The 17,555-nt window shown below is 68.6% G+C and carries 17 protein-coding genes; 6 read left to right on the top strand and 11 right to left on the bottom strand.

Translation table 11 applies throughout. From position 1 onward, the window contains the following. Nucleotides 1–71: 71 nt before the first annotated feature. Nucleotides 72–491 (top strand): hypothetical protein, encoded by a 420-nt coding sequence (locus AB0H88_RS31780; RefSeq protein ID WP_357650911.1) that lies wholly within the window; start codon nt 72–74, stop codon nt 489–491. Here the strand turns inward: AB0H88_RS31780 and AB0H88_RS31775 are convergent. The 3 genes from AB0H88_RS31775 to sucC form a co-directional block, all read right to left on the bottom strand. Next, nucleotides 488–2,092 carry a DUF6350 family protein gene (locus tag AB0H88_RS31775; protein ID WP_357650909.1) on the bottom strand — a complete coding sequence of 535 codons (1,605 nt, stop codon included), beginning with the start codon at nt 2,090–2,092 and terminating at the stop codon, nt 488–490. The genes AB0H88_RS31780 and AB0H88_RS31775 overlap by 4 nt on opposite strands. Before the next feature lie 184 nt (nt 2,093–2,276). Beyond that, nucleotides 2,277–3,152: a succinate--CoA ligase subunit alpha gene (sucD, locus tag AB0H88_RS31770; RefSeq protein WP_219531323.1), complete on the bottom strand. Its 876-nt coding sequence runs from the start codon at nt 3,150–3,152 to the stop codon at nt 2,277–2,279. A 3-nt stretch (nt 3,153–3,155) separates the two neighbouring features. Then, complete coding sequence (sucC, locus tag AB0H88_RS31765; protein ID WP_357650907.1) at nt 3,156–4,337, bottom strand: ADP-forming succinate--CoA ligase subunit beta; 1,182 nt, start codon at nt 4,335–4,337, stop codon at nt 3,156–3,158. Nucleotides 4,338–4,559: 222 nt separating this feature from the next. Between sucC and AB0H88_RS31760 the strand changes: the two genes are divergently transcribed. Then, complete coding sequence (locus AB0H88_RS31760) at nt 4,560–5,462, top strand: hypothetical protein (RefSeq protein ID WP_357650905.1); 903 nt, start codon at nt 4,560–4,562, stop codon at nt 5,460–5,462. A gap of 157 nt (nt 5,463–5,619) precedes the next feature. Next, nucleotides 5,620–6,495, top strand: a complete 876-nt coding sequence (locus tag AB0H88_RS31755) for a hypothetical protein (protein ID WP_357650903.1) — start codon at nt 5,620–5,622, stop codon at nt 6,493–6,495. 182 nt (nt 6,496–6,677) lie between these two features. Here the strand turns inward: AB0H88_RS31755 and galE are convergent, their stop codons facing one another. Next, on the bottom strand, nt 6,678–7,664 hold the full coding sequence (galE, locus tag AB0H88_RS31750; RefSeq protein WP_357650901.1) for a UDP-glucose 4-epimerase GalE: 987 nt from the start codon (nt 7,662–7,664) through the stop codon (nt 6,678–6,680). An 85-nt stretch (nt 7,665–7,749) separates the two neighbouring features. Between galE and AB0H88_RS31745 the strand changes: the two genes are divergently transcribed. After that, nucleotides 7,750–7,896: a hypothetical protein gene (locus AB0H88_RS31745; RefSeq protein ID WP_357650899.1), complete on the top strand. Its 147-nt coding sequence runs from the start codon at nt 7,750–7,752 to the stop codon at nt 7,894–7,896. Between the two features lie 131 nt (nt 7,897–8,027). Then, nucleotides 8,028–9,044, top strand: a complete 1,017-nt coding sequence (locus AB0H88_RS31740) for a L,D-transpeptidase (RefSeq protein ID WP_357650897.1) — start codon at nt 8,028–8,030, stop codon at nt 9,042–9,044. A gap of 86 nt (nt 9,045–9,130) precedes the next feature. On the opposite strand, the gene pcrA is transcribed toward AB0H88_RS31740, so the two are convergent. Next, nucleotides 9,131–11,350, bottom strand: a complete 2,220-nt coding sequence (gene pcrA, locus AB0H88_RS31735) for a DNA helicase PcrA (protein ID WP_357651172.1) — start codon at nt 11,348–11,350, stop codon at nt 9,131–9,133. 207 nt (nt 11,351–11,557) lie between these two features. On the opposite strand from pcrA, the gene AB0H88_RS31730 reads away from it, so the two are divergent. Next, nucleotides 11,558–12,277 (top strand): PIG-L deacetylase family protein, encoded by a 720-nt coding sequence (locus tag AB0H88_RS31730; RefSeq protein WP_357650895.1) that lies wholly within the window; start codon nt 11,558–11,560, stop codon nt 12,275–12,277. Between the two features lie 20 nt (nt 12,278–12,297). Here AB0H88_RS31730 and AB0H88_RS31725 read toward each other — a convergent pair whose 3' ends face one another. The 6 genes from AB0H88_RS31725 to AB0H88_RS31700 form a co-directional block, all read right to left on the bottom strand. Further along, nucleotides 12,298–12,993 carry a CPBP family intramembrane glutamic endopeptidase gene (locus tag AB0H88_RS31725; RefSeq protein ID WP_357650893.1) on the bottom strand — a complete coding sequence of 232 codons (696 nt, stop codon included), beginning with the start codon at nt 12,991–12,993 and terminating at the stop codon, nt 12,298–12,300. 161 nt (nt 12,994–13,154) lie between these two features. After that, nucleotides 13,155–13,412, bottom strand: coding sequence for a WhiB family transcriptional regulator (locus tag AB0H88_RS31720; RefSeq protein WP_225293697.1), 258 nt, complete (start codon nt 13,410–13,412; stop codon nt 13,155–13,157). 118 nt (nt 13,413–13,530) lie between these two features. Beyond that, nucleotides 13,531–14,175 carry a neutral zinc metallopeptidase gene (locus AB0H88_RS31715; RefSeq protein ID WP_357650890.1) on the bottom strand — a complete coding sequence of 215 codons (645 nt, stop codon included), beginning with the start codon at nt 14,173–14,175 and terminating at the stop codon, nt 13,531–13,533. Continuing rightward, nucleotides 14,172–15,572, bottom strand: coding sequence for a glutamate--cysteine ligase (locus AB0H88_RS31710; protein ID WP_357650888.1), 1,401 nt, complete (start codon nt 15,570–15,572; stop codon nt 14,172–14,174). The genes AB0H88_RS31715 and AB0H88_RS31710 overlap by 4 nt, the downstream gene beginning before the upstream one ends. A 137-nt stretch (nt 15,573–15,709) precedes the next feature. After that, entirely contained in the window at nt 15,710–16,342 is a 633-nt protein-coding gene (locus AB0H88_RS31705; protein ID WP_225293703.1) for a response regulator transcription factor, read from the bottom strand. Beyond that, a complete protein-coding gene (locus AB0H88_RS31700) occupies nt 16,339–17,547 on the bottom strand; it encodes a PspC domain-containing protein (RefSeq protein WP_357650885.1) in 1,209 nt (402 codons plus the stop codon). The genes AB0H88_RS31705 and AB0H88_RS31700 overlap by 4 nt, the downstream gene beginning before the upstream one ends. Nucleotides 17,548–17,555: the final 8 nt, after the last annotated feature.

Genomic DNA, 17,555 nt, shown 5'->3' with positions numbered 1-17,555 from the left:
AACTCCAATGGGAAACCGGGGTGGGGTTGCAAGCGTATCCGCTCTTCGTCCGGCGACGCAGAGGAGGTCAGGTGTCGACACCGGTGCAGGCACCGGCGGGTCAGCAGCCCGCGGATTCCGCGGGCCGCCGAGCCATCTGGTTGGCCGTCGCGGCGCTGGCCATGACGTTCATGCTGCCGCTGGCGGGGCTGGTCATGGCGGTGTTCGCGCTGATGGCGGGCATTCGCGCGCTGCCCCAGCTGAAGAACGCGGGCAAGCCGCCGGGCATCGCCGTGGGCGGCATCGCCGTCTCCTCGATCGCCCTCACGCTGTCGGCCCTGGCCACGGCGATGCAGTTCTATCTGATGGACGAATACTCCGCCTACCAAAACTGCATGAAGGGCGCGGGCACCGTCTCGTCGCAGGGCGAGTGCTTCACCCAGTTCAGGGACGCGGCCCAGAAGAAGCTCCCGCCGGACGTGCTCGAACTCCTCGGCGCGGTGCAGCCCTAGTCGCGGTCCCAGGCATACGGGTCGACGTAGATGACATGGCCGCCGCGGTCGTCGGACTCGTCGACGATGTCGGTACGCGGCGGCCGGTCCCGCTCCGGCAGCACCGGCAGTGCCTGTGCCAGCGTCTCCGCCGCGGCCGAGGCGTGCTCGTCCTGCCAGTCGTCGCGGATCACCGGAATGGCCTGGGTGTCGGCCTCGGTGGCGTCCATCCAGTGGCCGGGCAGGGGCCGGGCGTCGGCTTCGGCCAGGCCGACCTTGCTCGCCGCCCTGGCGATCGCGGCGCCCGCCTTGCGTACCGGGACCGCGGCCTTGTCGAGTGGGACGCGGGCCCGCCGGTTGAGCAGGAGCACGTTGGCCACGCCCGCGGAGATGCCGGCGGCGACGCCCACCTCCAGGCCCACCGACAGCGCCACCTCCCAGGGCGACGGCCCGACCGTGGCCAGCCGCCCGCCGCCGATGGGGCCGCCGGACAGCGCGGCGAGCAGCGCGGCGACCAGCCCGGTGGTGATCCCGGTGAAGAACCCCCACAGCGGCGCGGCCTCGTACGACGGTGACGGCGCCATCCTGGCCACCACGATGCCGGCCACGGTCCCGGCGGCGAACGGCAGCGCGATCACCGCCATCGTCCAGCCGGGCACGGGACCGCTCTCGGGCAGCGCGCCGAGCAGCGGCAGGCTCGGCACCGTGCCCAGTTGCACGCCCGTGGGCGCGACCAGGGTGTCGGCGCCGACGGCGAAGCCCGGCCCGGCGATGTAGGAGGCGGCCCAGATGACGGTGTTGAGCAGGTAGAGGGCTTGGACCAGCAGGAGCAGCACGCCGCCCACGAAGCCGGGTGAGAGCACGTTGGACAGCTCGCGTACTTGGCCGAAGTTCACGATCAGGGCCGTCAGCACGAGGGCGAGCCCGGCGACGAGCAGCACCGCCGTGGCGACGGCCGTGCCGACGGTCAGGGCGCGCACCCGCTCGGGCAGCAGGCGCAGCATCGCCCGCCACGGGCCGATCGTCCGCGCCGTGGCCAGCGCCCCCGCGAGGAACGCCAGCGCGAAGTGGCTGATCAGCGCCTCGCCGATGAACGGCTGGGTGATGTCGTTGCGGGCGACGAGCGCGATGAGCCCGGCGAGCAGGGCGTAGGGGGCGGCCAGCGAGACCCCGGCCTGCGCGACCAGTACGAGCTGGGCCCGGCGGCGCGCGTTGGCCTGCTCGCGCGGGCTGTTCTTGGGCAGCCGCGCGGGCAGCCGCAGCCGCAGGTCGGCGTCGCGCGCCATCCACCGCCCGGCGCGGTAGAGCAGCACGGCGGGCAGGATCGTCAGGCCGAGCGGCAGCAGCCCCACCTTGCCGCCGGGGATCGCGAACCCGGCGTGGTGCGCGGCCAGCCACACCTGCGCCGCCGTACGGAACACGCCCGGCAGCCCCGCGCCCAGCGCGCCACGCGGCGCGGCGATCCACCCGACCAGGGTCAGTGTGGTGAGAACGGCCAGGCCGACGCCCAGCGTGATGGCGGCGGCGAGCATCCCGGACACGGGCAGCGGCCGGCGCGTCTCGTCGTCATCACTCGAGACGCCGGGCAGCCGACCAAGTACCGATTCGAGGAGCGCCGTCACAAGTAGTTATTTTCTCAAGCTTTACCAACCAACGCTTGGTTGACGCGCCGCGCGGGATGCTTTCCCTCTCCCATTTTTCGCCCTCTTTGGGGGTCTCCGCGGTTTCACAGGGGACGCCATCCCCCGGTTCGGAACAAAAAAGACGCCCCGCCACGAAACGGGCGGGGCGTTCTTCAGCCGGAAATCAGCGCGACTGCATGATCTCGCGCATGAGGCGCGCGGTCTCGGACGGAGTCTTGCCGACGCGGACGCCCACCTTTTCGAGGGCCTCCTTCTTCGCCTGCGCGGTGCCGGCGGAGCCGGAGACGATGGCGCCGGCGTGGCCCATCGTCTTGCCCTCCGGGGCGGTGAAGCCCGCGACGTAGGCCACCACGGGCTTGGTGACGTGCTGCTCGATGTAGGCCGCGGCCCGCTCCTCGGCGTCGCCGCCGATCTCACCGATCATCACGATCGCGTCGGTGCCCGGGTCGTCCTGGAAGGCCTGGAGCGCATCGATGTGCGTCGTACCGATGACCGGGTCACCGCCGATGCCCACCGCGGTCGAGAAGCCGAAGTCGCGCAGCTCGTACATGAGCTGGTACGTCAGCGTGCCCGACTTGGACACCAGGCCGATGCGGCCGGCCGTGGTGATGTCGGCGGGGATGATGCCGGCGTTGGAGGCGCCGGGCGAGGCGATGCCGGGGCAGTTCGGGCCGATGATGCGGGTCTTGTTGCCCTTGGCGATCGCGTACGCCCAGAACTCGGTCGAGTCGTGGACCGGCACGCCCTCAGTGATCACCACGCAGAGCGGGATCTCCGCGTCGATGGCCTCCTTGACGGCGTCCTTGGTGAAGGCCGGGGGCACGAAGGCGACCGACACGTCGGCGCCCGTCTGCTCCATGGCCTCCTTCACCGTGCCGAACACCGGCAGGCCCTCGTGCGTCGTGCCCGCCTTGCGGGCGTTGACGCCACCGACCACGCGGGCCCCGGAGGCGAGCATGCGGCGGGTGTGCTTGGTGCCCTCACCGCCGGTCATTCCCTGGACGATGATCTTGCTGTTCTCGGTCAGCCAGATAGCCATGTGTTACGCACCTACCGCAGCGAGCTCGGCGGCCCGCTTGGCCGCGTCGTCCATCGTGTCGACCAGCTCGACGCGCGGGAGTGCGGCGTCGGCCAGGATCTGCCGCCCGAGCAGGGCGTTGTTGCCGTCAAGCCGGACCACCAGCGGGTGGGTCACCGCTTCGCCGCGGCTCTCCAGCAGCTTGAAGGCCGAGACGATGCCGTTGGCCACGGCGTCGCAGGAGGTGATGCCGCCGAAGACGTTCACGAAGATCGACTTCACGCTCGGGTCGGAGAGGATGATCTCCAGGCCCGCGGCCATGACCTCGGCCGAGGCGCCGCCGCCGATGTCGAGGAAGTTGGCGGGCGACGGCTTGCCGGGGAACGCCTCGCCGGCGTAGGCGACCACGTCGAGGGTCGACATGACCAGGCCCGCGCCGTTGCCGATGATGCCCACGTCACCGTCGAGCTTGACGTAGTTGAGGTCCTTCTCCTTGGCCTTGGCCTCAAGGGGGTCCTCGGCGTCCTTGTCGGCGTACGCCTCGTGCTCCGGCTGGCGGAACACGGCGTTGTCGTCGAGCGTGACCTTGCCGTCGAGCGCCTTCACCTGGCCGTCGGCCGACAGGATCATCGGGTTGACCTCGACCAGCGTGGCGTCCTCGTCGACGAACGCGCACCAGAGCTTCTCGATGAGCTCGGCGGCGCCGTCCAGCGCCTTCTCGGGCAGCCCGCCCGCGGCCGCGATCTCCCGCGCCCTGGCGCGGTCGATGCCGTCCAGCGCGGAGACCGGGATCTTGGCCACCTTGTCGGGCGCGGTGTGCGCGACCTCTTCGATCTCCATGCCGCCCGCGGCGGAGCAGATCGCGAGGAAGGTACGGTTCGCGCGGTCGAGCAGGAAGGAGAAGTAGTACTCCTCCGCGATCGCGCTGGCCTCCTCCACGAGCACCTTGTGGACCGTGTGGCCCTTGATGTCCATGCCCAGAATGGCGTTGGCCTTGTCAACGGCGTCGGCGGCGTCGTCGGCCACCTTCACGCCACCGGCCTTGCCGCGGCCTCCGGTCTTCACCTGGGCCTTGACGACGACGCGGCCGGTCAGTTGCTCTGCCGCCGCCCGCACCTCCTCCACGGTGTGGGCGACGATGCCGCGTGGCACCGGGATGCCGTAGTCAGCGAAGAGCTCCTTCGCCTGATGTTCGAACAGGTCCACGAGGGTCCGTCCTTGCTTATCCGACTGATGTTCGACGCTTGTTCGACTGAATGATTCGACGGCCCGGGCCACCCCGTGCGTGCGTGCCGGGCGTTTCCGCCAGTGAAGCCTAGCCCCAAGCTTGACCTGACCAGGTCATCGGGTCTCAGTTATCCCGTTATGTGACAGTGATCTCACTTCAGCACGATATTTCGGGACATCTGAAGAAGGGCACCCACATCTATGAGGCGATGGATCGCCGGCGCGGTGGCAGTTTCCGCGCTGGCCGTGGCCACTCCCGCGTTCGCGCAGGCCAAGCCGGCGGACCCGGTGGCGGCGCTGAAGAAGCAGTTCGTCGCGGGGCAGGGAGTCAAGTTCGCCGAGCGGACCAGCATCAAGGTCGGCGATGAGTCCTACACCCAGGCCGACAGGCAGGGCGTGATCGGTTTCGACGCCAAGGGCATCGCGGGCGCCGAGAACACCCGTACTCCGATCCTCACGCCGGAGGAACGGGCGCGGCTGAAGAAGATGGCGGCGAAGGACGCCTCCATCGCCGACTCCGTCGACCTGCTCACCGAGCGGATCTACCTCGTCAGCGTGGGCAGGCGCATGTACGTCAACGGCGGCCTGTACAGCACCCTGGTGCCCGAGAACAAGAGCTGGGTCGGCATGACCGGCAGCCCGTCCTCGGCCGCATATGGCGACCAGCTCATCAACGCCTTCGAACCGGCGACACTCAAATACCTGCTTGCCACGAAGAAGACGGTAAGCGGCGCCCAGTATCGCGGCTCGGTCACTTTCGCCGAGCTGTACAAGCTGTCGCCGACGTTCCGCGAGCAGATCGCGGTGAAGCCGACCGGCAAGCCCGCCAAAACCGTGATCTCCTGGCGCCTGACGCTCGACGCTCGGAAACTGGTGAAGCGGCTGGCCATCTCGTGGTCGATGAAGGTCACCAAGAAGGTCACCCTCAACGCCACGACCGAAAGCCGATACACCGAGTGGGGCACCGCGGTGAACGTGACCGCGCCTCCGTCCGACCAGGTCTCGGACATCAAGGACCTGACGAAGAAGGCCCCCGAGCCGCCGGCCGCCATCGACAGGAACTACGTCAGCGTTCCGCCTGACGACGACGGAAACACCCCATAGTCAGAAATTTCAACAAAGGGCCCCGACCGCGTCGGGGCCCTTCTGCACGAAAAATCCACATATTTTCCCCCGTGCGGACAATCGGGTGAGATATCGTCGTGATCTTCGTTTGGCAGGATCCTCCCGCTTCCGTAAATCAAGAGACAAGGGCATTGATATGAAGCGCATCATCACGGGGCTGGCTTTAGCGTCGGCCGCCACACTCATGGCTGCCGGGCCGGCACAGGCGGCACCGGCCGCCAAGGACCCGGTCGCCGCGGTGAAGAAGCAGTTCGCCGCCGGCAAGGGCGTGAAGTTCAGCGAGCGCACCACTGCCATCCAGGGCAACGGGCGGGGCATCATCACCCGCCGGTCGGGGACGTATCAGTTCAGCAAGACGGGCGTCGCCGCGTCGGACATCACCGGCAAGTTCAATGTCAAGGGGATGGGTCCGGCCGACAGCGAGGACAAGACCCTCAAAGCCCTGTCCAGGCCCGAGCGGACGATCACGATTGGCAAGACGTCGTACCTGTCCGGCGGGCTCTGGGTAGACCTGCTGCCCACGGACAAGACGTGGGTCAGGATGCGCAATGTGCCGTTCTCCGGCCTGAGCGGCGTCTACGGCCAGCCGCTCAACCTCACCGAGGCGGCCACGCTCAAGACCCTGTTCAAGAGCGCGCAGCCGGCCAAGGGCGGCTACGCGGGCAAGATCACCGTGGGTGACCTGCGCAGGATCTCCCCGTCCTTCCGCGGCAACCTTCTGCTCGGCACGGCCAGCAAGAAGACGTCGAAGATCGCCCTCTCCTGGAAGCTCACCGTCGATGCCAAGGGCCTGCCTTCCCGGCTGGTCACGACGATGCCGCTGGCCGCGCTCTCCTCGAACATGGACGACGAGTCGAGCCTCAGCGTCGAGACCCTGTACAGCGGCTGGGGCAGCGCGGTGAAGATCACGGCGCCGCCGGCCGACCAGGTGACGGACGAGCTCAAGGACGGCACGGACAGCACGGACGAGATTCCTTCGCTGACGCTCCCGCTCAGCAGGATCGCGCAGTAACCACCGAACCGCTGTACGGCGTCACCGGGAGAGAGCCGGGCTCGCGCTCGGCTCCACCGTAAGAGCCGGGCTCACGCTCGGCTCCACCGTAGAACAGCCCGGCTCGCCCTCAGCTCCACCGTGAGAAAGCCGGGCTCCTGTCTCTCCCGTCGTCAGGCGGGAGAGACGGGGCGGCAGGTCGCTCATTCGGCGAGGCGCGAGTCCCGTACGGCGGCCCATTCGAGCGAGTGCCTGATCCCGTCCTCGATCGAGTAGCGTGGCCGCCACCCCAGCAGCCGATGCGCGAGGTCGCTGCGCGTATAGGCGCCCGCCACGTCGCCGGGCCGCCGCTCGGTCTCGACCACCTCGACCGGCCGCGTCACCACCCGGTTGAACGCATCGACCAGCTCACGCACGGTCGTCCCTGAGCCGGTGCCCAGGTTGATGACCGATTCCACGCCGGACAGCTCATCGAAGCGCCGCAAGGCGGCCACGTGCGCCGCCGCCAGATCCCAGACATGGACGTAGTCGCGGATCCCGGAGCCGTCACGGGTGGAGTAGTCGGTGCCGGTGATCTCGAAGGGCACGCCTTCCTCGTACGCGCCGATCATCTTGCCCAGCGCGTGGCTCGGCCGCCGCAGCTGCAACCCGGTGCGCATCGCGGGATCCGCCCCGATCGGATTGAAATAGCGCAGGGACAGCACGTTGATCGGCCGAGTCGCCGCGACATCGGCGAACATCGCCTCGCAGACCGCCTTGGTCCGCGCGTAAGGGCTCTGCGGGTCGAGCGGCGACCGCTCGTCGACCGTATGATCGTCCCCCGTGCGGTAAATCGACGCCGAGGAGCTGAAAACCAGCCGCTCGCACCCGTTGCGCAGCAGGTGATCCACGAACTCCAGGCTCTTGGTGACGTTAGCCCGGTAGTAGCCGACCGGATCGGCCACCGAATCCGGCACCACGATCAGCGCCGCGCAATGAATGACCGCCTCGATGTCGGGCTGCTCGGCGAATATCTTGTCGACCAGCGCCCCGTCGGCGATATCGCCCTCGTAGAAAGTCCGGCCCTCGGCGAACTCCCGCCGCCCCGTGACCAGGTTGTCGAGAATCACCGGCGTGATCCCCGCGTCCAGGCACGCCGACGCGACCGTGCTCCCGATGAACCCCGCCCCACCCGAAATCAGTACCCGCATCCCGGCACCCTATTGGGTTCCCCCCGCCGAGCCAGGCGTCATTCGCGCCGACTCGGGTGTCCCGCTGCGATCGCGGCTTTCCCGCGTGCGTTGGAAGGCCACGGACTTCCTGGACATCTCCTGGTGGGAGGACAAGGCGGTCACGACCGAGACCCGCTACACGGGCTGGGGTACCAAGGTGTCGATCAAGTCGCCGCCCGCGAGCAAGATCACCACCAAGCTCAACGACTGAGCCGGGGGCCGCAAACCAGGACCCCAAGAGGCGTTACATGATCGTTATAGCCAGGCGTCCACGTATGGCATCTTTTGGTTGTCTCACTTATGAGACGCCTGATGCGTAGTACATAGTCCTGGAGTAAACCCTTGAAACCCCTCCCCCGGATGCTGGCTCTGGCCGCCCTGATCACCACGGTGGCGGCCTGTAGCACGGAAGGAACGCCTGCCCCGGTGGCTGTGGCCCAGGCCGCCGCCACCAGCCCGGTGCACGCGGCCGGCGCCGCCGTGCCGAGGAAGGCCGTACCGAAGAGCCCGGTACAGAAGGTCGCGGCGAAGAAGGCCGCACTGGAGATCGCCGACATCACCCCCGAGGGGGAAGCCAAGGAGAAGGTGGGCGTCGGCTTCCCCATCATCGTGACGTTCGACCGCAAGGTGACCGACAGGGCGGCGGCCGAGGCCGTCCTGCAGGTGCAGGCGGACCGGCCGGTCGACGGCGCCTGGCGCTGGGTGACCGACCGCAAGGTCGTCTACCGCACCAAGACGTACTGGCGACCGCACCAGAAGGTTCAGCTCAACGCCCACCTGAGCCAGATTCCTGGCAACGAGGCCGCCAAGGACGTCAGCCGCCGCTTCGCCGTCGGCTACTCCAACATCTCGGTGGTCAACACCCGCAGTCACGTGATGAAGGTCCGGCGCGACGGAAAGCTCGTCAAGTCGATCCCCATCAGCGCGGGTCGCGGCGGCATGGTCAAGAACGGCGTGGACGTCTACCTGACCACCAGCGGCACCCATCTCACGATGAACAAGAAGCCGCTGGAGACCATGACCTCGGCGTGGATGGGCGTCACCGACCCCAAGGATCCTCAGTACTACAAGGAGGAGATCCCGTGGGCGATACGCATTTCCGACAGCGGCGAGTACGTGCACCAGAGCGCGGGCTACTACCAGTTTCTAGGCCGTTCTAACCAGAGCCACGGCTGCGTCCGCGCCACTCCGGCCGGCGCCAAGTGGTTCTACGGCATCGCCCAGCGCGGCGACGTCGTCAAGATCACCGGCACCAAGCGCAAGCTCGACTGGCGCAACGGCTGGAGCTACTGGCAGCTCAACTGGACCGAGTGGAAGAAGGGCAGCGCCCTTCCGAAGGGCGCCCAGCAGAAGAGCTGAGCACCCCACGGGCCGGAGCCTTCCGGTAGGCCTACCGGGAAGGCCTACCGGGAAGGCCTACCCGGAAGGTCAGAGCCTTCCAGCGGTCAGAGCTTTTCCAGCGGAGCGTAGGCGAGCAGCAGCGTCTTCTCGCCTCCGCTCCCGAAGTCGATCTTGACCTTGGTCTTCTCCGCCACCCCGTCCACGGCCACGACGGTGCCCAGCCCGAACGCGTCGTGCGTCACCCGATCGCCGGGCGCCAGCGTGGGCACCGTGCGGGCGCCCTTCTTCGGCGCCGCCGCCTGCGCGGGCTCGCGCCGGGTCGCCGCGCTCCAGGCCGACTTCTCCGGCGGGGTACGCCAGTCGAGCAGCTGCACCGGCACCTCGTTGACGAACCGCGAGGCCGGGTTGAACGACGGTGAGCCCCAAGAGCTGCGTACGGCGGCCCGCGTGAGGTAGAGGCGCTTCTGGGCCCTGGTGATCCCCACGTAGGCCAGCCGGCGCTCCTCCTCCAACTCCTTCGGCTCGCCCAGCGAGCGGATGTGCGGGAAGACGCCGTCTTCCATCGCGGTCAGGAAGACGACCGGGAACTCCAGCCCCTTGGCGGTGTGCAGGGTCATCAGCGTGACCACGCCCTGCCCGCCGTCGGCTTCGGGGATCTGGTCGGCGTCGGCCACCAGCGACACCTGCTCCAGGAACTCCACCAGCGTGCCCTCGGGATTGGCCTCCTCGAACTCCGAGGCCACCGAGATGAGCTCGTTGAGGTTTTCCAGCCGGGACTCGTCCTGCGGATCCTCCGAAGCCTCCAGCTCGGCGCGGTAACCGGTGGCGACCAGGATCTCCTCCGCGAGCGCCGACGGCGGCATGCCCTCGGCCTTGCCGATCAGCCCCTCGATCATCGCGACGAACTCGCGCACCGCGTTGAGCGAGCGCGTCGCCATGCCGTACGCCTCCTCGGCCCTGCGCAGCGCGTCCCAGAAGGAGATGCGCTCGCGCGAGGAGAGCGCCTCCAGCATCGCCTCGGCCCGGTCGCCGATGCCGCGCTTGGGCACGTTGAGGATGCGCCGCATGGACACCACGTCGGCGGGGTTGGCCAGCACGCGCAGGTAGGCCAGCAGGTCCTTGACCTCCTTGCGCTCGTAGAAGCGCACACCCCCGACCACCTTGTAGGGCAGGCCGGTGCGGATGAAGATCTCCTCGAACACCCGGGAGGCCGCGTTGGTGCGATAGAACACCGCGACGTCGCCGGCCTTGACGCCCTCCTCGTCGCTGAGCCGATCGACCTCCTGGGCCACGAACATGGCCTCGTCGTGCTCGTTGTCGGCCACGTAACCGACGATCTTGGGTCCGTCGCCCTGGTCGGACCAGAGGTTCTTCGGCTTGCGCGACTCGTTGCGGGCGATGACGGCGTTGGCGGCGGCCAGGATGTTCTGGGTGGAGCGGTAGTTCTGCTCCAGCAGGATCGTGCGCGCGTCGGGGTAGTCGCGCTCGAACTCCAGGATGTTGCGGATCGTCGCGCCACGGAAGGCGTAGATCGACTGGTCGGCGTCGCCGACCACGCACAGCTCCGACTGGTCGGCGCCCGATCGGACCAGCTCGCCGTCGGCCGTACGCAGGTCGGGGCGGCCCACCAGCTCCCTGATCAGGATGTATTGGGCGTGGTTGGTGTCCTGGTATTCGTCGACGAGCACGTGCCTGAACCGCATCCGGTAGTGCTCGGCCACCTCCGGGAAGAGCTGGAACAGCGTCACCGTGTTCATGATGATGTCGTCGAAGTCCATCGCGCCGGCCTCGGTGAGCTTGCGCTGATAGCTCTTGTAGGCCTCGGCGAGCACCTTCTCCAGGTGGGAGCCCGCCTTGTCGAGCGCGGTCTCGTAGTCGACCAGCTCATTCTTGAAGTTGCTCACCTGGGCCGAGAACGACCGCGGCGGATAGCGCTTGGGGTCGAGGTCCATCTCCCTGCACACCATCGCCATCAGCCGCTGCGAGTCGGCCTGGTCGTAGATGGAGAAACTGGAGGGGAACCCGAGCCGCTTGGCCTCACGGCGCAGGATGCGCATGCAGGCGCTGTGGAACGTCATCACCCACATCGCCTTCGACCTGGGCCCGACGAGCCGGTCGATGCGCTCCTTCATCTCGCGCGCGGCCTTGTTGGTGAAGGTGATGGCCAGGATCTCGCCCGGATGCACCTCCCGCTCGCCGAGCAGGTAGGCGATGCGATGGGTGAGCACCCGCGTCTTTCCCGACCCCGCCCCCGCCACGATCAGCAGCGGACCGCCATGATGGATCACGGCCTCCCGCTGTTGCGGGTTGAGGCCATCGAGCAAGGGGTGGTCAACAGAGACTTGGGTCGGCACGCACCCAGGTTAAGACTCTCCACCGACAAACGGCGCCTCGACGCCTGGAATCCCACTACCTAAAACCGACAATCCCCCCGAACCCCTGGAACCGGCTCCACCGATCGCCGGTCGGAAGCCCGGAATGTCGGCCGTGAACCGCTGGTTGTCGTCAGTGAACGATCCGAAAGGGAGAAGATGCTCGCCGACAACGAGATCAACCGGGTACTCGTCGTGACCGCGCACCCCGACGACGCCGACTTCGGCGCCGCGGGAACGGTCGCCCTCTTCGTCGATCGGGGGGTCGAGGTCACCTACCTGCTGGTCACGGACGGCGACGCGGGCGGCAACGAACGTACGCTCGACAACACCGGCATGGCCGAGCTGCGCAGAGCCGAACAGACGGCCGCCGCCAAGGCGGTGGGCGTCACGGACGTCCGCTTCCTGGGCCACGCGGACGGCACGGTGGTGCCGTCGCTGGCACTGCGCAAGGACATCGCCAGGGTCATCCGTCAGGTACGTCCCGACCTGGTGATCACCCACCACCCCGACCGCAACTACCAGTTCATCGCCCCCAGCCACCCCGACCACCGCGCCGTGGGCGGCTCCACCCTCGACGCCGTCTACCCCGACGCCCGCAACCCGTACGCCTTCCCCGAACTGGTCAAGGACGAGGGCCTGGAGGCCTGGACGGTCCGCGAGGTCTGGCTCAACGGCGGCTCCACGCCCAACCACTGGGTGGACATCACGGAGGCGATCGACCGCAAGCTGGCGGCCCTGCAGTCGCATGTCAGCCAGGTGGGACACGTCGAGGGCTTCGCCGACTTCGTGAAGAGCCGCTTCGCCGCGTGGGCCGAACAGGCCGGCTTCGGCGAAGGCCACTACGCGGAGGCCTTCCAAACCGTCACAACGGCCTGACCCCGTCCCGGCGGACCCGCTCATTTGGTGGGCGCGGGCTGCTTTCCGGCGATTCTGGCGAAGAGGTAGCCGAGGGAGTTGGTCGCCAGGTGCAGCATGGTCGGGGCCGTCAATCCGCCGTGGCGGCGTAGTTCGCAGAACAGGACGCCTGCGGCCGCCGTCGACGCCACGCTGCCCGCCACCACGCGGGCCGTGTCCAGGCGGCCAGGGGTCTCTCCGGCCGTCAGGGCGCCGAGTGCCGGGTTGGCGCGGGACATGTCGATGGCCGGGAGGATGTGCCATAGCCCGAACAGGGCCGATGACACCGCCGTCGCGGCGACGGTCCCGTGGGTGCGGCGAAGCGTGCCGTACAGGGCGCCGCGGAAACCCATCTCCTCCAGCAGGACCGTGCCCAGAGGGACCTGCACCAGCGCCTCCTCCAGGACGCGTGCGCGCGACAGCGACAGGGCGCGGTCGTCCTGGAACAGCGGCCTGGTGCGTGGCATCGCGACCCCGACCGTGTAGACGGCGGCGACACCCGCTGCCAGGGCGCCGCCGATGGCCGCGCCCCTTGGCCCGCGCTCGAACCCGAGCTCCTGCCATGACACCCCGGACCGTCGCGCCATCGCCACCAGGGCGGCGGTCGCGGCGGCGGAGGTCAGGGGGGCGAGGCGGGGCGCCACCCGGTTGTTGAGGACGTTGGCCACGGCCAGCACGGCGATCGAGCGAAGCAGCACTCCTGAAGGCTACGTCGCCCTCGTCCGTCACGGGCTCCCGCCTGCACAGACCACGTCGCCCTCGTCCGTCACGGGCTCCCCGCCTGCACAGACCACGTCGCCCTCCTCCGTCACGGGCTCCCCGCCTGCACAGACCACGTCGTGGCCCGCACCGCTCGACGCTAACTGGCGGCTGGGCTGCGCCAGCCGGAGGGGAAGCGGGAGCGTCGGCGCTCCTCCGGGGTCAGGCCGCCCCAGATGCCGTCCGTTTCTCCTGCCGTCAGCGCGTAGGAGCGGCACTCGGTCAGGACCTGGCAGGTGGCGCAGACCGCTTTGGCGCGCGCCTCCTGGGTGGCGGAGGGCGCGAGCGGGAAGAACAGCTCAGGATCACTGGATCTGCAGGCGCCCCCGCGCAGCCAGCCGATCTCTCCCAATGGCATGGGGCAACGGTATGCCGACGTCATGATCGGCCGCATCATCCTTTGGGTTGACACGCGAATACATCCCCAGCAGGCCCTCACCCACCCACGCGAACCCGACAAAACAGCGGGCCGGTGGTCAGCAGGCGCCCACTCCGCCGTTCAGGCCGTTGGCGAAGGACTGCTGGCGCTGTTGGGCCGTGCCGTGGGCGCTGGGGTTGAGCCAGTCGTCCGTGGGGTCGCCCGCCGCCTCCAGGTTCAAGAACAGCTCGTCCTCGTCCCCCGGCTCCGCCCGCAGCGCGCCCGCGCTGACGAGCGACGACAGCGTGCCGCCCGCGTAGCAGTCGGCCTGCAGCTCCGCCTGTACGTTCAGGTCGAAGCCGGCCCGCAGCTGGGCCTGCACCGAATGCCCGAACTCGTGGGGGATGATCAGGTAGACCGAGCCGTCTCCCATCTCGCTCCAGAGCGACTCCATCCAGTCCTGGTCATAGGCAATGAAATGTCCGTCCGGGCAGTAGAAGGCATTGTTCGGGACGGCCGGCTGGCCGCCGCAGTTCGGCCCAGATTTCCCCGAATACGGCACGAAATCGGTAATAGGGCGGTAAGTCCGGCCGAGGGCGCTGAACTGCTGTTTCCAGAACGCCTCCGTCAGCTCCCGCGCCGTCCGTACGTCACCCTCGAACGTGTCGGCCCCTGACGCGTCCATGGAAGCGGGCCGGGACGGTCCGCACGCGGCCAGGAGGAACACCAGGACAAGGGCCAGGGATCTTCTCAAAGGCGTCACACGTCCCAAGTGTGCACCGGCTCGTTGCCGTGCATCCGCTCGATGTACTCGAGCGTCATCGCCCGCAGCGCCTCGTGCCGGTCGCCGCCGTGCGCCCGTACCCGTTCCACCTGCCAGGTCGCTCCGGTACGGCCCGACAGGCACCGGCCCTCGATGACCCCGAGCAACCTGTCGGCCACGGGCCGGTCCACGCCCCACTTGTCCAGTCCCTCGTGGGCCAGCGGGAGCAGGCGGCGCAGGATCAGCTCGCCCGCGGGCACCTCTCCCAGTCCCGGCCAGTAGAGACGCGCGTCGAGACCGTGTCTGGCCGCGCTGTTCAGGTTGTCCTCGGCGGCGGCGAACGACATCTGGCTCCAGATCGGCCGCTCGGCATGCGGGATCACGGCCATCAGCCCGTAGTAGAAGGCCGCGTTGGCCACGATGTCCACCACGGACGGCCCGGCGGGCAGCACCCGGTTCTCCACCCGTAGGTGCGGGGTGCCACCGGCCACCGCGTACACCGGCCGGTTCCACCGGTAGATCGTGCCGTTGTGCAGGGTCATCTCGTGCAGTTCTGGGATGCGGCCCTGCTCCAGCTCGGCTCGCGGGTCCTCCTCCTCGCAGAGCGGCAGCAGCGCCGGGTAGTACCGGACGTTCTCCTCGAACAGGTCGAACACGCTGGTGATCCACCGCTCACCGAACCAGACGCGCGGCCGTACGCCCTGAGCCTTCAGCTCGGCGGGACGGGTGTCCGTGGCCTGCTCGAACAGCGTGATCCTGGTCTCTCGGTGCAACTCCTGGCCGAACAGGTACGGCGAGTTGGCGGCGACGGCCACCTGCGCCCCGGCTATGGCCTGGGCGGCGTTCCAGTGCGCGGCGAACTGCTCCGGGCTGACCTGCAGGTGGAGCTGCACGCTGGTGCACGCGGCCTCGGGCGCGAGGCTGTCGGCGTGGGTGTCGAGGCGTTCTATGCCCTCGATCGACAGGTGCAGGTCCTCACCGCGGGCGGCGAAGATCTGCTCGTTGAGCAGCCGGTAGCGCGGGTTGGCCGACAGCGTGCCCTCGCCGATGTCCTGCTCGCGCAGCGTGGGCAGGATGCCGATCAGGACCAGGTGGCCGCCCTCGGACCGGGCGCGCTCCTCGGCGTGGTTGAGCCGGGCCCTGACGTCGTTCTCCAGCCTGAGCGGTCCGTCGCCGCCCAGCTCCTGGGGCTCGATGTTGATCTCGATGTTGAACTGGCCCAGCTCGGTGGCCCAGTCGGGCTGCTGGATCGCGGCGAGCACCTCGGCGTTGCGCATGGCCGCCTCGCCCGCCGCGTCCACGATGTTGAGCTCGATCTCCAGGCCGGCGAGGGGCCGGTCGACCTCGAAGCGAGCCTCACGGAGCATCTGGGCGAAGACGTCCAGGCATCGTCGCACTTTTTCCCGATATTTCCGACGATCGTCCCGACTGAACACGACGACCGGCACGTCCCTGCCCATTCTGGAAATGTCGCATGCCAGAGCCAACTAAGCCAGCATCTTGGCCTTCGCATGAGAGAAACGGGCAAAAGCTGCTAAACAAGCCGCCTGGCGGTGGCCCAGCGGGACAGCTCGTGCCGGTTGGACAGCTGGAGCTTGCGCAGCACCGACGACACGTGTGTCTCGACCGTCTTGACCGAGATGAACAGCTCCTTGGCGATCTCCTTGTAGGCGTAGCCGCGGGCGATCAGCCGGAGCACCTCGCGCTCGCGCTGCGTCAGCGAGTCGAGCTCGGGGTCGATCGACGGCGCCTCCGACGAGGCGAACGCGTCGAGCACGAACCCGGCCAGCCGCGGCGAGAAGACCGCGTCGCCGTCGGCCACCCGGCGGATGGCGTCGGTCAGCTCGGTGCCGCTGATGTTCTTGGTCACGTAGCCGCGGGCGCCGCCGCGGATCACGCCGATCACGTCCTCGGCCGCGTCGGACACCGACAGCGCCAGGAAGCGTACCTGCGACCCGGCGCCGAGCACCCTGCGCAGGACCTCCTGGCCACCGCCGCCGGGCATGTGCACGTCGAGCAGGACCACGTCGGGAGCGAGCTCTGCGATCGCCTTGACCGCCGTCTCGACGTCCTCGGCCTCTCCGACGACCTGGATCGAGTCGCCCAGCTCGGCCCGTACGCCGGAACGGAACAGCCGGTGATCGTCGACGATCAGCACCCTGGTCATTGCTTCTCCACCTTCATCGTCAACATCACTTCCGTGCCCTCGCCGGGCTCGGTGCGCACCCTGGCGGCGCCGCCGTGACGCTCCATTCTCCCGATGATGGACTCCCTGATCCCCATTCTGTCGAGAGGCACCGCGTTGAGGTCGAATCCCTTGCCACGATCCTTCACGAAAATCGTGACTTCTTCGCCCTCTACCTCGGCATAGACGGAAACTGACGGACTGCCGGAGTACTTGGCGGCGTTGACCATCGACTGCCTCGACGCCTTCAGCATGGCGCCGAGCTTGCCGGCCGAGTCGAGCTCGATGTCGCCCACGCAGACCACCTCGATCGGTACGCCGTGCGCGTCCTCCTCTTCCGCGGCGATCCTGCGTACGGCCGCGGCGAGCGTCGCGTCGGCGTCCTGGGCCGGCTGGTAGAGCCAGTTGCGCAGGTCGCGCTCCTGCGCGCGGGCCAGCCTGGTGACCTCGCGCGGATCGTGCGCGACGCGCTGGATCAGCGTCAACGTGTGCAGGACCGAGTCGTGCACCATCGCCGCGACCTCGGCCCGCTCCTCCGACCTGATACGGTCGCGCCGCTCCAGCTGGAGCTCCTTCCACAGGCCCGCGAGCCAGGGCGCGGCGATGACCGCCAATCCACCGACCACCACGACGGTGAACATCAAGCCGGGCTTGGCCTTGGACAGCTCCCCCTGGGCGGCCAGGAAGCCCCCCGCGCCGATGACGACGAGCACGATGCCGAGCAGCGTGCGGACCCGGTTCTTCCTGATGCTCTTCGTCGCCCCGCTCATCCAGTTGCGGCGGCGGTCGGGATCGGCCTGCTGCCACAGGATGAGCGCGCCGATGCCGACCACGGCGAACGGCAGGATGGCGATGCCTCCCTTGGAGGCGCCGGTCAGCCAGCCGAACGCGAACAGCGCCACACCGATCGCGCTGAACGCCGCGAGCTGGCTCCAGTCGCGCTGCGGCGGCTGCCCTTCGTACGGCACGCGGGGCGTGATCATCCAGAGCACCGCGTACGCCACCCCGCCGACCCCGCCGACCACGCTGAGCAGCACGAACATCAGCCTGATCACCACGGGATCGAGCTTCAGCTGAGCCGCGAGCCCTTGTGCCACGCCACCGAGCAGCCGGCCCTCCATAGGGCGCATCATCCGGTGGTAGGGCGCGTCGCCACCGGCTTGGGCAAGAGTCTTCTGGTCAGCCATAACATCGC

This window comes from Nonomuraea sp. NPDC050680, from assembly GCF_040654555.1.
Taxonomy (GTDB): Bacteria; Actinomycetota; Actinomycetes; order Streptosporangiales; family Streptosporangiaceae; genus Nonomuraea.
The sequence above is the reverse complement of the archived record's forward strand: the minus strand, read 5'-3'. Positions and strand labels throughout refer to the sequence as shown.